General features: G+C 63.8%; 9 protein-coding genes and 1 pseudogene. 8 read left to right on the top strand and 2 right to left on the bottom strand.

What is annotated here, in order from left to right:
• The first annotated feature begins 4 nt into the window (after positions 1–4).
• The gene (gene fdhA / locus E1956_RS31560) at positions 5–1,201 is read left to right on the top strand and encodes a formaldehyde dehydrogenase, glutathione-independent (RefSeq protein ID WP_028223770.1); all 1,197 of its coding nucleotides are present in this window, start codon (positions 5–7) and stop codon (positions 1,199–1,201) included.
• 318 nt (positions 1,202–1,519) lie between these two features.
• Here fdhA and E1956_RS31555 read toward each other — a convergent pair.
• Together E1956_RS31555 and E1956_RS31550 are read right to left on the bottom strand one after the other, a co-directional pair.
• Positions 1,520–2,462 (bottom strand): annotated as a pseudogene (locus E1956_RS31555) (IS110 family RNA-guided transposase).
• A gap of 949 nt (positions 2,463–3,411) precedes the next feature.
• Positions 3,412–4,485, bottom strand: coding sequence for a GlxA family transcriptional regulator (locus E1956_RS31550; protein WP_232072154.1), 1,074 nt, complete (start codon positions 4,483–4,485; stop codon positions 3,412–3,414).
• A gap of 383 nt (positions 4,486–4,868) precedes the next feature.
• Between E1956_RS31550 and E1956_RS31545 the strand changes: the two genes are divergently transcribed.
• The 7 genes from E1956_RS31545 to E1956_RS31515 all read left to right on the top strand — a co-directional run bounded on the left by E1956_RS31545 (position 4,869) and on the right by E1956_RS31515 (position 13,907).
• Positions 4,869–6,143 carry a serine hydroxymethyltransferase gene (locus E1956_RS31545; protein ID WP_134756617.1) on the top strand — a complete coding sequence of 425 codons (1,275 nt, stop codon included), beginning with the start codon at positions 4,869–4,871 and terminating at the stop codon, positions 6,141–6,143.
• 96 nt (positions 6,144–6,239) lie between these two features.
• Positions 6,240–7,211 (top strand): dipeptidase, encoded by a 972-nt coding sequence (locus E1956_RS31540; protein ID WP_134756615.1) that lies wholly within the window; start codon positions 6,240–6,242, stop codon positions 7,209–7,211.
• Positions 7,212–7,348: 137 nt separating this feature from the next.
• Positions 7,349–7,882 (top strand): DUF5943 domain-containing protein, encoded by a 534-nt coding sequence (locus tag E1956_RS31535; RefSeq protein WP_028223341.1) that lies wholly within the window; start codon positions 7,349–7,351, stop codon positions 7,880–7,882.
• 55 nt (positions 7,883–7,937) lie between these two features.
• The gene (locus tag E1956_RS31530) at positions 7,938–10,001 is read left to right on the top strand and encodes an NADH:flavin oxidoreductase (RefSeq protein WP_134756613.1); all 2,064 of its coding nucleotides are present in this window, start codon (positions 7,938–7,940) and stop codon (positions 9,999–10,001) included.
• 3 nt (positions 10,002–10,004) lie between these two features.
• A complete protein-coding gene (locus E1956_RS31525) occupies positions 10,005–11,939 on the top strand; it encodes a (Fe-S)-binding protein (protein WP_134756611.1) in 1,935 nt (644 codons plus the stop codon).
• 4 nt (positions 11,940–11,943) lie between these two features.
• Entirely contained in the window at positions 11,944–13,113 is a 1,170-nt protein-coding gene (locus E1956_RS31520) for an electron transfer flavoprotein subunit alpha/FixB family protein (protein WP_134756609.1), read from the top strand.
• On the top strand, positions 13,110–13,907 hold the full coding sequence (locus E1956_RS31515; RefSeq protein ID WP_134756607.1) for an electron transfer flavoprotein subunit beta/FixA family protein: 798 nt from the start codon (positions 13,110–13,112) through the stop codon (positions 13,905–13,907). Before E1956_RS31520 ends, E1956_RS31515 begins: the two co-directional genes overlap by 4 nt.
• The last annotated feature ends 19 nt before the right edge of the window (positions 13,908–13,926 follow it).

Genomic DNA, 13,926 nt, shown 5'->3' with positions numbered 1-13,926 from the left:
CAAGCTGATGAGCAATCGTGGCGTCGTGTATCAAGGACCGGGCAAAGTCGAAGTGCAGAAGATCGACTATCCGAAGATGGTTGATCCGAGCGGGCGCGCGATCGGCCATGGCGTGATTCTCAAGGTGGTCAGCACGAACATTTGCGGCTCGGACCAGCATATGGTGCGCGGCCGCACCACGGCGCCGGTCGGTCTCGTGCTGGGTCACGAGATCACGGGTGAAGTGGTCGAGATTGGCAAGGACGTCGAGACGCTGAAGATTGGCGATCTGGTGTCGGTGCCGTTCAACGTTGCGTGCGGACGTTGCGCGATGTGCCGCGAGCAGCACACGGGCGTGTGCCTGACCGTGAATCCGTCGCGCGCGGGCGGCGCGTATGGCTATGTGGACATGGGAGGCTGGATTGGCGGGCAGGCCGAGTATGTGCTCGTGCCGTATGCCGATTTCAATCTGCTGAAGTTCCCGGACAAGGATCAGGCGATGTCGAAGATCCGCGACCTGACTTGCCTTTCCGATATTTTGCCTACCGGCTATCACGGCGCGGTGACGGCGGGTGTCAAGCCGGGCTCGACGGTGTATATCGCTGGCGCGGGTCCTGTGGGGATGGCGGCGGCTGCTTCGGCGCGTTTGCTTGGCGCGGCATGCACGATTGTTGGCGACATGAATGCGGAGCGTCTCGCGCACGCCAAGGCGATGGGGTTCGAGGTTGTGGATCTTTCGAAGGATGCTTCGCTGGGCGAGCAGATTGCTCAGATTCTGGGTAAGCCGGAGATTGATTGCGCGGTGGACTGCGTGGGTTTTGAGGCGCACGGGCATGGTGCTTCGGGGCATTCGGAAGAGGCGCCGGCTACGGTGCTCAACTCGCTCATGGAGATTACTCGCCCTGCGGGCATGATCGGGATTCCGGGGCTTTATGTGACCGATGATCCGGGTGCCAAGGATATTGCTGCTCAGCATGGTAGCTTGAGCATCCGCTTCGGGCTTGGGTGGGCGAAGTCGCACACGTTCCATACCGGGCAGACGCCCGTGCTCAAGTACAACCGGAATCTGATGCAGGCGATTTTGTTTGATCGTTTGCCGATCGCGAAGATCGTTAATGTTTCCGTGATCTCGCTGGATGATGCGCCGGAAGGCTATAAGAAGTTTGATGGCGGTGCGCCGCGGAAATTTGTGATCGATCCGCATGGGTTGCTGGCCGCTTGAGCGCGGTTGGTTGATACTGCGCGATAGCGTGTGATGGAAGCGGGCGGCGCTTTTGGGCCGCCTTTTTTTGTTGCCGGTTTTTATGGCGTTGGCCTTAACTTGTATTCGCGGCGGGCCGCAGGTGTTGCCCCTGTGCGGGGCGGCACCTACTTTTCTTTGCCGCGGCAAAGAAAAGCAACCGTATTGGGAGTCAAGCGGTTGCTGGCTGGCAGAGGCTGGATTGCCGACACGTCTATCAGCAATGCATAGGCGAGCGCATACCGCACGATTGATGATCGCGCCCGGACTGCCCGCCAACGGGGCAATGCGTGATGAAACTCAGTTGAGCGGCGGACTCCAGTGCGTGGCGTTACGAACCATTGCATTAAGCGTGACGACGAGCTTGCGGATGCAGGCCGTGATAGCTACCTTGAACGGTTTGCCAGCCTTGCGTAGCCGGTCATAGAACGCCCGGATGGTAGGGTTAAAACGCAGCGCGGGCACGCAGGCCATATAGAGGGCGCGCCGCACGACAGCGCGCCCGCCCGGATACGGCGCTTGCCGATGTGCTTGCCGCTGTCGCTATTGAAGGGGGCGACGCCGGTGAGCGCAGCGATCTCGCGGCGGTTCAGGGACCCGAGCTGGGGCATGAAGGCGATCAGCGTCGCGGCGGCGCCGGGACCGATGCCGGGCACAGAGCGTAGCAGGTCTTCCTTCTGGCGCCACGCGGGCGAGGAGCGCAGGAATGAATCGATGTCATTGTCGGCGATCTTGATCTGCAGCTTGAGCCATTTGATGTGCTCGTTCAGACTGTCCCGCGCAGCAGCATGGGCGCGTTCAAGACGAGCTTTCTCGGCCACAAGCATCTCGATGAGCTGGGCGCGGCGCAGCAGCAGGGCCTGTAACTGCTCCGTCTGCAGATCGTTGAGCGGGCGCACGTCGGGCTTGAGGACCGCGGCGAAATGAGCGATGGCGAAGGCATCGATGCGATCGGTTTTAGCGCGCGTGCCGGTTGCGCGGGCGAAGTCGCGAACCTGCCGGGGATTGACCGCGACAGCGGGCAGGCCGGCTTCGCACAGGGCCCTGAGCAGGGCGAGTTCAAGCTTGCCGGTGGCTTCCGGACGATCAGCGTGGGGTTCAACGCGATCAGGCGTTGCACCAGCTGTTCAATGGCGCGGGGCTCATTGTCGACACGAAAATGTTCGGTGGTGTCATGAATGGCAACATCGAGCGCGGTGCCGCTGACGTCGATGCCGATATAAACGGAATGAGAGTGGTTCATCACGGTACCCATACTTGCAGAAAAATACGAGCTCGGGGCTCAGTCAACTGTTCGGGCTAGGAGGATGAAAAGGACAGTCGCTCAAGCTTTTCTGCGTGCTCGAGGCACGGTAGGCAGACGAGCTGACTGTCCCTGTGACGGCAACTGATCAGGTCGACGTCACAGAAGGGAATATACAAGTAGGCAAAAGAAAGCCGCTCAAACCGCCAGTGTGACGCAGTTCACCACTGCCCTGTCCTTCGGAGCGGCTCCGGAGCGTCTGTCGCCACGCGGCGGATAGCGGAGTGACTAAGGGCTCATCCATCCGGCGGCGCTGCGCGCGCCGTGGGGTATATCCAAAACCAGTGGGATGTACACGCGTTTGTCGCGCTCAAATATATTCGCTTGACCGCTTGACCGCTTGACCGCTTGACCGCTTGACCGCTTGACCGCTTGACCGCTTGACCGCTCGCCCACGCATTCGCCAGTCAGCACGCCGGTGCATTCACCGGTTAGCATCCCAACGCATTCACCAGTTAGCACGCCAGCGCATTTACTGGTCAGCACCGCCGCGCATTTACCCGGTGGCACCCCAACGCATTCACCGGTTAGCATCCCAGCGTATTTACCGGTTAGCGCCGCCGCGGATTTACCGGGCGGCACCCCTGACGCAATCGCCGGCCGGCCCGCTCGGTTTTCCTTGCAGACCCTTCCGCCCGCGCGTAGCGCGTGGCGGGAAGGATGAGCCCCTTGTCACTAAGGAGGAATGTGCGAGGAGACGGATGCCCCGGAGCCGCTCCGATTGGAAGCGCAGTGGTGGACTGCGTCACACTGGCGGTGTGAGCCGCTTTCTTTTGCCTACTTTTCTTTGCGGCTGCAAAGAAAAGTAGGTGCGGCCCCGCACAGGGGCAACGCCTGCGGCCCGCCGCGAATACAAGTTAAGGCCACCGGCCAAACAAAAAAACGCAATTTAATGCGTAGAAAGCGACGTGACGCTAGTCAACACCGGCGTATCCACCCCAGAAAGCGGCGCGATGCGCTTCCGTCGCTCCCCAGTAGGCGCATTCCCAAACGCATCACGATAGCTCTTGCTGAAGTGACACGCAGACTGGAACCCACACGCCATGGTGATCTGCATAATCGACATATCAGTCTGCAGCAAAAGCTCACGCGCCCGCCGCAACCGCAAGGTCAGATAGTAATGCGTAGGCGTCATCCCAAGATGCTCATGAAAGAGCCTTTGCAACTGCCGTTGCGACATATTCGCGAGCCGAGCGAGCTCCTCCCGCGACAGCGGCTCCTCAATATTGTTCTCCATGAGCGAGATCACTTCGAACAGCGACTTGTTCGCCGACCCAAGCCGCGCGACTAACGGCATGCGCTGCTGCGCACTGGTATCGCGCACATGCTCGACCACGAACTGCTCGGCAATCTGCGTAACACGCGCGGTGCCCACACGCGGCGTGATGAGATTGAGCATCATATCGAGCGGAGCCACGCCACCGGTACAAGTCACGCGGTCGCGATCGACCACAAAGAGCTCCTTGAGAAACCGCGTGGACGGAAACTCCTCCTTCAGCGCCGACATGTTCTCCCAGTGAATCGCGCAAGCATAACCGGCCAGCAAGCCCGCCTTGGCAAGCGCATACGTACCGGTACACAGGCTCCCGAGCGTGACCCCCATACGCGCAAAGCGCCGCAACGCGGAAAGATGCTCCGGCGTGGTCACACGCTGCACATCCACGCCGCCACACACGAACACGATATCGGGCTGGCCCGCACATTCGGCAGGGCCGGTATCGATAGAGAGTCCGTTGCTCGCCATGACCTGTCCGCCCTGAGGGCTGATGATCGACCACCTGTATAGCGGTTGGCCGCTCAGGTAGTTAGCCATACGAAGGACTTCGATGGCGTTCGTGAACGCGATCATCGTGAAGTTGGGCAGCGGCATGAACGCGAAATGCGCCAGTGACGCCGATCGGTCGGGCAACATGGGGGGACGATTCCTTTCATTCTGAAGCCGTGGGCCGGAAGCCGGGGCCAGGCTACCGCAATTCTGGAATCTGGCAGGTCCAGTGTGCCATGCGGCTAAACCCTAATTCAAGCCAGTCAAAAATACAGGTCGGTATTTCCGGAGGACACCCAATCCGTGGCAACTCCGGGGGCCTTTTTATTCACCACGAATACGTATGACGATTGTTTGGATCGGAAACCATTCCACCTATGGTCAGCGTCCGGGCTTACTTGTGAAAAATGGACGCCGATGGCGGAAAAGGAAAAGAACGCGTCTGAATTCATACATCGACCATAAATCCGAACGACAAGAATAGAGCCGTCAACCGCCACCGTCCCCACCAGCGGGAAACCCAGGCGGGGCGGGGCCTGAAGCGGTGCCGGCCTTTCATCTCACATCGTCACGGATGCTCTATGTCGAATACTCAAGCTTTCTTTTCGCAGCCGCTAGCCGAGCGCGACTCCGCGGTGCGTAAAAGCATTTTGAAAGAAATCGAGCGGCAGCAGTCGCAGGTCGAAATGATCGCGTCGGAAAACATCGTGTCGCGCGCCGTGCTGGAGGCGCAGGGCTCGGTGCTCACCAACAAGTACGCGGAAGGCTATCCGGGCAAGCGCTATTACGGCGGTTGCGAATTCATGGACGATATCGAGTCGCTGGCGATCGAGCGCATCAAGCAACTCTTCAACGCCGGCTTCGCCAACGTCCAGCCGCATTCGGGCGCCCAGGCCAACGGCGCGGTCATGCTCGCACTGGCCAAGCCCGGCGACACCGTCCTCGGCATGTCGCTCGACGCGGGCGGCCACCTCACGCACGGCGCGAAGCCCGCGCTTTCGGGCAAGTGGTTCAACGCGGTGCAGTACGGCGTGAACCGCGAAACCATGCGCATTGACTACGACCAGGTCGAAGAGCTCGCGCAGCAGCACAAGCCCAGCCTCATCATCGCCGGTTTCTCCGCTTATCCGCGTCAGCTCGATTTCGCGCGCTTCCGCGCGATCGCCGATAGCGTGGGCGCGAAGCTGATGGTCGACATGGCGCATATCGCGGGCGTGATCGCCGCCGGCCGTCATGCGAACCCGGTCGAGCACGCGCACGTCGTTACGTCCACCACGCACAAGACGCTGCGCGGTCCGCGCGGCGGCTTCATCCTCACCAACGACGAAGACATCGCCAAGAAGATCAACTCGGCCGTGTTCCCGGGCCTGCAGGGCGGCCCGCTGATGCACGTGATCGCCGGCAAGGCGGTGGCGTTCGGCGAAGCGCTCGACCCGAGCTTCAAGACCTATATCGACAACGTGCTCGCCAATGCCCAGGCGCTGGGCGAGGTGCTGAAGGCGGGCGGCGTCGATCTGGTCACCGGCGGCACCGACAACCATCTGCTGCTCGTGGACCTGCGGCCCAAGGGCCTCAAGGGCGCGCAAGTGGAGCAGGCGCTCGAGCGCGCCGGCATCACATGCAACAAGAACGGCATCCCGTTCGACACGGAAAAGCCCACGGTCACCTCGGGCATTCGCCTGGGCACGCCGGCGGGCACGACGCGCGGCTTCGGCGTGGCGGAGTTCCGCGAGATCGGCCGCCTGATCCTCGAAGTGTTCGATTCGCTGCGCGAGCATCCGGAAGGCGACGCCGCCACCGAGCAGCGCGTGCGCCGCGAGATCTTCGCGCTCTGCGAACGCTTCCCGATCTATTGATGATCCATGGGCCCGGCAGCGTGCCGGGCCTGTCGCCCAAGAACATCGACCCGATTCGACCCGCATCGACGTCAGACAATACTGGAGTAAAGACACATGAGCACGCTGCATCAGGACAGCATCATCATCGACGGCCTGAACATTTCGAAGTTCGCGCGGCCGGTATTCGAAGACATGCACAAGGGCGGCATCACGGCTGCGAACTGCACCGTGTCGGTGTGGGAGAACTTCACGAAGACGGTCGACAACATCGGCGTGATGAAGAAGCAGATTCGCGAGAACAGCGAACTGCTGACGCTGGTGCGCACGACCGAAGACATCTTCCGCGCGAAAAAGGAAGGCAAGACCGGCGTCATCCTGGGCTTCCAGAATGCGCACGCGTTCGAAGACAACCTCGGTTATATCGAAGCGTTCGCCGACATGGGCGTGCGCGTCGTGCAGCTTTGCTACAACACGCAGAACCTGGTCGGCACCGGCTGCTACGAGCGTGACGGCGGGCTGTCCGACTTCGGCCGCGAAGTGATCACCGAGATGAACCGCGTGGGGATCATGGTCGACCTCTCGCACGTCGGCGGCAACACGTCGTCGGAAGCGATCGCGTTTTCGAAGAAGCCGGTGTGCTATTCGCACATCCTGCCGCTGGGCCTGAAAGACCATCCGCGCAACAAGAGCGATGCGCAGATCAAGGAGATCGCGGACGCGGGCGGCTTCGTTGGCGTGACGATGTTCGCGCCGTTCCTCAAGCGCGGGATCGAATCCACGATCGAGGACTATATCGAGGCGATCGATTATGTCGTGAACATCGCCGGCGAAGACACGGTGGGGATCGGCACGGACTTCACGCAGGATTACGCGAAAGAGTTCTTCGACATGCTCACGCATGACAAGGGCCGTTATCGCCAGCTGACCAACTTCGGCAAGATCGTCAATCCGGAAGGCATTCGCACGATCGGCGAATTCCCGAACCTGACTGCCGCGATGGAATGCGCCGGCTGGAAGGAGTCGCGCATCCGCAAGATCATGGGCGAGAACTGGGTGCGTGTGTACAAGGACGTCTGGGGCGCGTAAGCCGCAGAGCAGTCGAGCCAGCGAACAAACAGCAAACAAAACATGGGACGTGCCCGCGCAAGCCGCGCGGGCACACGGGCGATGCCGCGCCTGCGCAACGACGCAATCGGCTTTTTTCCCCTCACGGAGTCACCACGATGCAACCGCAACTGCCGATCAACGTCGATCCCGAAACCGGTGTCTGGACCACCGACGCGCTGCCGATGCTGTATGTTCCGCGCCATTTCTTCACGAACAATCACGTTGCTGTCGAGGAAGCGCTCGGCGTCGAGGCGTATGCGGAAATTCTCTACAAGGCCGGCTACAAGTCCGCGTATCACTGGTGCGACAAGGAAGCGAAGCTGCACGGCCTGACCGGCATGGCGGTGTTCGAGCATTACCTGAAGCGCCTGTCGCAGCGCGGCTGGGGTCTGTTCTCGATCATCGAGGCCGATCCGTCGAGCGCGCACGCGAAGATCGAGCTGCGCCATTCGTCGTTCGTGCTCCAGCAGCCGGGCAAGGAGGGCAAGCTCTGCTACATGTTCGCGGGCTGGTTCGCCGGCGCAATGGACTGGGTCAACGACACGACGCCGGAAGGCAAGGGCGCGCCGCGCTCGCAATCGAAGGAAGTGCAGTGCGCGGCCGAAAACCACGATCACTGCGTCTTCGAAGTGTCGCCGATCGCCCACTGACACAAAGAACTACACCGAGTAACACGAGACATACGAACGCCAGAGGTCGCTTGCGATGCGCTATCCCAACCTGTTCAAACCCCTCCAGCTCAATCAGCTGACGCTGCGTAACCGCATTGTCAGCACGGCGCACGCCGAGGTCTATGCCGAGCCGGGCGGCCTGCCGGGCGACCGCTATATCCGCTACTACGAGGAAAAGGCGAAGGGTGGCGTCGGCCTGGCGATTTGCGGCGGGTCGAGCCCGGTGTCGATGGATAGCCCGCAGGGCTGGTGGAAGTCGGTCAACCTGACGACCGACAAGGTCATCGATCCGCTGTCGCGCCTCGCTGAAGCGATGCACCGTCACGGCGCGAAGATCATGATCCAGGCGACGCACATGGGGCGCCGCAATGCCTACCACGGCGAGCACTGGCCGCACCTGGTGACGCCCTCGGGCGTGCGCGAGCCGGTGCACCGCGGCAACGCGAAGATCATCGAAGTCGAGGAAATCAAGCGCATCATCAAGGACTTCGCGGCCGCCGCGATCCGCGTGAAGAGCGCGGGGATGGACGGCATCGAAATTTCGGCTGCGCACCAGCAGCTGATCGACCAGTTCTGGAGCCCGCGCACGAACTTCCGCACCGACGAATGGGGCGGCAGCTTCGAGAACCGTCTGCGCTTCGGCATCGAAGTGCTGAAGTCGGTGCGTGAAGCCGTGGGCCGTGACTTTTGCGTCGGTCTGCGCATGTGCGGCGACGAATTCCATGAGAACGGTATCGACCACGAGCACGCGAAGGAAATCGCCCAGGCGATGGAAGCGACCGGCCTGATCGACTACATCAGCGTGGTGGGCTCGGGCGCGGACACGCACAACACGCTCGTGAACTGCATGCCGCCGATGGCGCTGCCGCCGGAACCGTTCGTGCACCTCGCCGCGGGCATCAAGTCGGTGCTGAAGCTGCCGGTGATGCACGCGCAGAGCATCCGCGACGCGGGCCAGGCGGAGCGCCTGCTGGCGAACGGGATGATCGATCTCGTCGGCATGACGCGTGCGCAGATCGCCGACCCGCACATGGTGATCAAGATCCGCGACGGGCGCGAGGACGAAATCAAGCAGTGTGTCGGCGCGAACTACTGTATCGACCGCCAGTACAACGGCCTCGACGTGCTGTGCGTGCAGAACGCGGCAACGTCGCGTGAAGCAACGATGCCGCACGTGATCGAGAAGTCGCGCGGCCCGAAGCGCAAGGTGGTGGTGGTGGGCGCGGGCCCGGCGGGCCTGGAAGCGGCGCGTGTCGCGCGCTCGCGCGGCCATGACGTCGTGCTGTTCGAGAAGAACGCCGAAGTCGGTGGCCAGATCATGATCGCGGCGAAGGCGCCGCAACGCGAGCAGATGGCCGGCATCGTGCGCTGGTTCGACATGGAGACGAAGCGCCTGGGCGTGGATCGCCGGCTCGGTGTCGCGGCCGACGAGAAGATGATCATGGCCGAAAAGCCGGACATCATCGTGCTGGCGACGGGCGGCCACAGCTACACGGAAGAGGTGCCGGGCTGGGGCGTGGCGGAAGGTCTCGCGGTCAGCGCGTGGGACATCCTGAACGGCAAGGTCGAGCCGAAGCAGAACGTGCTGGTCTATGACGGCATCAGCACGCATGCGGGCTCGGGCGTGGCCGACTTCCTCGCGAGCCGCGGGTCGAAGGTCGAAATCGTGACGCCGGACGTCAAGGTGGCGGACGACGTCGGCGGCACGACGTTCCCGATCTTCTATCGCCGGTTGTACGCACAAGGCGCGGTGCTGACGCCGAACTACTGGCTCGATCGCGTCTACGAAGAGGGCGACAAGAAGATCGCGGTGCTGCGCAACGAGTACACGGAAGAGCTCGAGGAGCGCGCGGTCGACCAGGTGGTGGTCGAGAACGGCACGCGGCCGAACGACGAGCTGTACTGGAAGCTCAAGAACGAATCGGTGAATCACGGCCAGGTCGACGTGAACAAGCTGTTCGCTTCGGAAGCGCAGCCGTGTCTTTCCGAGGAGCTCGGTAATGGCCGCTTCCTGTTGTTCCGCGTTGGCGACTGCATCTCGATGCACAACATCCACGGCGCGATCTACGACGCGCTGCGGCTCGTGAAGGACTTCTGACCCATGAACCCGACCTGGCTCATTACCGCACTGCTGTGGTTGTCGATGGCGGGCCTCGCGTTCGCCGTCGCGAAGCGGGCCGCTTACTGGCGCGTCGGGCGCGCTGCGGCGCCTGGCTCGTTCGGCGCTTTCGGTTTCACCAAGCTGTTCAGCATTCCGAAACGCTATTTCGTCGATCTGCACCACGTGGTCGCGCGCGACCCGTATATCGCGAAGACGCACGTGGCGACTGCGGGCGGCGCGATTGCGGCGCTCGCTCTCGTGTTCGTGAACTACGGGCTCGCGATCTACTCGCCGTGGCTCGACAAGCTGATCTTCCTCGCGGCGCTCGCGATGCTGGTTGGCGTGGTGTTCGTGTGGCGCCGCCGTCACGCGAAGAACGTGCCCGCGCGTCTGTCGAAGGGACCGTGGAATACGCTGCCCTGGGTGCTCGGCTCGTTCGCGCTCGGCCTCGTGCTGTTCATGCTCGTGCCGACCGGCGCGATGTCGGGCGGCTTCGCGGTGCTCTGCGCGCTGCTGATTGGCGTGGGCGCGTTCGCGATGACGTTCGGCGCGGCCAAGGGCGGCCCGATGAAGCACGCGATTGCGGGCCTGCTGCACCTCGCGTTCCATCCGCGCCAGGAGCGCTTCGCCGCCACACGTGACGGCTGGACCGGCAACGGCACGGCCACGCCGCCCACGGCGCTCAAGCTGCCCGATATCGAGCAGCAGGAGTATGGCGTTGCGAAACCCGTTGAATTTCGCTGGAACCAGCTCCTGAGCTTCGACGCCTGCGTGCAGTGCGGTAAGTGCGAAGCCGCGTGCCCCGCCTTCGCTTCAGGCCAGCCGCTCAATCCGAAGAAGCTGATTCAGGATCTCGTGGTGGGCATGGCGGGCGGCACCGACGCGGCCTACGCGGGCAGCCCGACGCCTGGCATCAAGGTCGGCCAGCATGCTGGCTCACCCGGCGGCCCGATCGTCTCGGGCCTGATCGAAGCGCAAACGCTGTGGTCGTGCACCACCTGCCGCGCCTGCGTGCAGGAGTGCCCGATGCTGATCGAGCATGTGGACGCCATCGTCGACATGCGCCGCAACCAGACGCTCGTGCACGGCACGGTGCCGGGCAAGGGCCCCGAAGTGCTCGCGAACCTGCGCGAGACGGGCACGATGGGCGGCTACGACAAGGCCGCGCGTTACGACTGGTCGGTGGACCTGAACGCGCCTATCGCGCAACCGGGCAAGCCCGTGGACGTGCTGCTGGTGGCGGGCGAGGGAGCATTCGACATGCGCTATCAGCGCACGCTGCGTGCGCTCGTGAAGGTGCTCAACAAGGCGGGCGTGAGCTACGCCGTGCTCGGCGGCCAGGAAACGGATACGGGCGACGTGGCGCGCCGTCTGGGCGATGAGGCAACGTTCCAGCGCATGGCCAAGCAAATGATGGGCACGCTTTCGAAGCTCAGCTTCAAGCGCATCGTGAGCGCCGATCCGCACGTGATGCACAGCCTGCGCAACGAATACCGCGCGCTCGGCACGCGTTACGAGGTGCTGCATCACACGACCTTCCTCGCCGAGCTCGCCGCGAGCGGAAAGATCGCGCCGAAGGCCGTCGAGGCGCTGCGCGAGAAGCGCACCACGTATCACGATCCTTGCTATCTCGGCCGCTACAACGGCGAGACCGAAGCGCCGCGCAAGCTGCTCAAGACCATCGGCATTCAGGTGGTGGAGATGGAGCGCAACGGCATGCGCGGACGCTGCTGCGGCGGTGGCGGCGGTGCGCCGCTGACCGATATCCCGGGCAAGCAGCGCATTCCCGATATCCGCATCGCCGATGCGAAGGCGGTGGGCGCCGAAGTGGTCGCCGTGGCGTGCCCGAACTGCACGGCAATGCTCGAAGGCGTCGTGGGTCCGCGCCCCGAGGTGCTCGACGTGGCCGAACTCGTTGCTGCTTCGCTGGAGTGAACCGATGAACGCGATCAAACGAATCGATCCGCGCCGCCCCTTCATCATTACGGCGGCCGGGCTCAGGCGCATCACGCTTGGCGAGAGCGGCAGCGCGGATGAAAGCGCCGCGCACTGGAGCAGCCATGCGCATGGCGCCGCCGCTGCGAAGCCACGCCGTCAGGTTAGCGATCCGAAGCAAATCATGCTGGTGGTGGCGCATGCCGAGCGCGGCGCGCTCGACGACCACACGTGCCAGACCATCGCTGCAGCGGCGCTGCTGGCCGATGCGCAAACCGAAGTGGCGCTGCTCGTGTTCGGCGAGTTGAAGGACGATGCAGCGGCGCTCGGCGTGGACAAGCTGATCGAGCTGCCGGGCTTCGAGCGCCGCGTGTTCGCGCCCGAAACCGAGCTGCGCGCGTTGCAGGCCTGCGCCGCGGCGCTCGCGCCCAGGCACGTGTTCGTGCCCGACAACGCAACCGGCGGCGGCGACCTGGGCCGCCGCTATGCGGCTGCAGCGGGCGCGAGCGTGGCGACGCACGTGGTCGAGATCGATGCGAAGCACGTGGGCGCATACGAACAGGCGAAGCGCGCTTTTGCAACGCGCGCGCTGCCCGATGTAATTCTGCTCGAGCCCAACGCGGTGGACGCGAAGCTGCCGTTCGTGGGCGCGGGCGAGCGCCTCGCGGGCGACTTCATTCGCCCGGCCGGCGATATCGGGCAACCCTATCGCGATCTGGGCCTCGAGGAAATCGACGCCGCCCAGGTGGCGCTCGAAGAAGCGGACTTCATCGTCTCGGCCGGCAACGGCGTGACCGACATCGGCTCGTTCGAACGCCTCGCGGGCGCGTTCGGCGCGGCCATTGGCGCGAGCCGCGTGGCCGTGGACAACGGCCATTTCACGCGCGACAAGCAGGTGGGCGCGACCGGCAAGACGGTCGAGGCGAGCGTGTATATCGCGTTCGGCATTTCCGGGGCTGTCCAGCATTTGCAGGGCATCAAGGACTGCCGCCACGTGATTGCCGTGAATCTCGACGGCAGCGCGCCGATCGCGAAGCGCGCGAACCTGACCGTGGTGGGCGACGCGCAGCAGACCATCGCCGCGCTGATCCAGCAGGTGCAGAGCGCGCGCGCGACGCGCGGGCAAGCCCCGGCCGCCGCCGAACAACGTCAACCCGCAGGAGTGGCCGCATGAGCGCGCAACGACAGTTAGAACGCATCGCGGTGCTGGTTTCCGCGGGCCGCCATCCCGTGAGCGGCGCGCCGCGCTATAGCCGCAACGATGCGCAGGCGCTGGAGATCGGCCGCAAGCTCGCCGGCCAGCATGGCGCGCAACTCGACGTGATCCACGCGGGCGACGCCAACGAACCGGCGCTGACCGAATATCTCGCGCTGGGCGCGCGTGAAGTCGAAGTGCTCGCCTGCGCGCCAGGCGACGACGCGGCGCGCGCGCTCGCCGAGCGTGTGCGTGGCTACGACCTCGTGCTGACCGGCACGCGCGCCGAAGGCGCCCACGACAGCGGCATGCTGCCGTACAGCGTGGCCGCTGCACTAGGCTCGCCGCTGGTGGGCAGCGCGGTGGACATCGACGTCGCAGTGGACGCAAAAGGAGGCCGCGCAACGGTCCGCCAGTTCCTGCCCAAGGGGCTGCGCCGCCGCGTGGAAACGGCGCTGCCGGCGGTGATCGCCGTGCATCCGCTCGCCAACGCCGAGCCGCAGTACGCCTATGCGCGGCTGCGCGCGGGCACGATCCGGCCCCAACGCGCCACGCGCTTTGCGAGCGACGAAGCCGCCGCCTGGCAGGTCGGCCCCGTCGAGCGCAAGCCGGTCAAGCTCGCCGCGCCCGAGAAGCGCTCCGGGCATGCCCGGATGCTCTCTGCGGTGACGACCGAAAGCCGCGGCGGGAGCGTCGTAATTGAGGGGAGTTCGGTCGAAAAAGCACAAGTGATCCTTGCGTATTTGCGCGAGCATCAACTCATCGATTACTGATATTTGCTGATCTGTTGGC

This window comes from Paraburkholderia pallida (assembly GCF_004524855.1).
Lineage (GTDB): Bacteria > Pseudomonadota > Gammaproteobacteria > Burkholderiales > Burkholderiaceae > Paraburkholderia > Paraburkholderia oxyphila.
The sequence above is the reverse complement of the archived record's forward strand: the minus strand, read 5'-3'. Positions and strand labels throughout refer to the sequence as shown.

Excerpts from the sequence above, each read along its gene's own strand:
- E1956_RS31545 (WP_134756617.1), top strand. The coding sequence starts at position 4,869 with ATGTCGAATACTCAAGCTTTCTTTTCGCAGCCGCTAGCCGAGCGCGAC.
- E1956_RS31540 (WP_134756615.1), top strand. The coding sequence starts at position 6,240 with ATGAGCACGCTGCATCAGGACAGCATCATCATCGACGGCCTGAACATT.
- E1956_RS31535 (WP_028223341.1), top strand. The coding sequence starts at position 7,349 with ATGCAACCGCAACTGCCGATCAACGTCGATCCCGAAACCGGTGTCTGG.
- E1956_RS31530 (WP_134756613.1), top strand. The coding sequence starts at position 7,938 with ATGCGCTATCCCAACCTGTTCAAACCCCTCCAGCTCAATCAGCTGACG.
- E1956_RS31525 (WP_134756611.1), top strand. The coding sequence starts at position 10,005 with ATGAACCCGACCTGGCTCATTACCGCACTGCTGTGGTTGTCGATGGCG.
- E1956_RS31520 (WP_134756609.1), top strand. The coding sequence starts at position 11,944 with ATGAACGCGATCAAACGAATCGATCCGCGCCGCCCCTTCATCATTACG.
- E1956_RS31515 (WP_134756607.1), top strand. The coding sequence starts at position 13,110 with ATGAGCGCGCAACGACAGTTAGAACGCATCGCGGTGCTGGTTTCCGCG.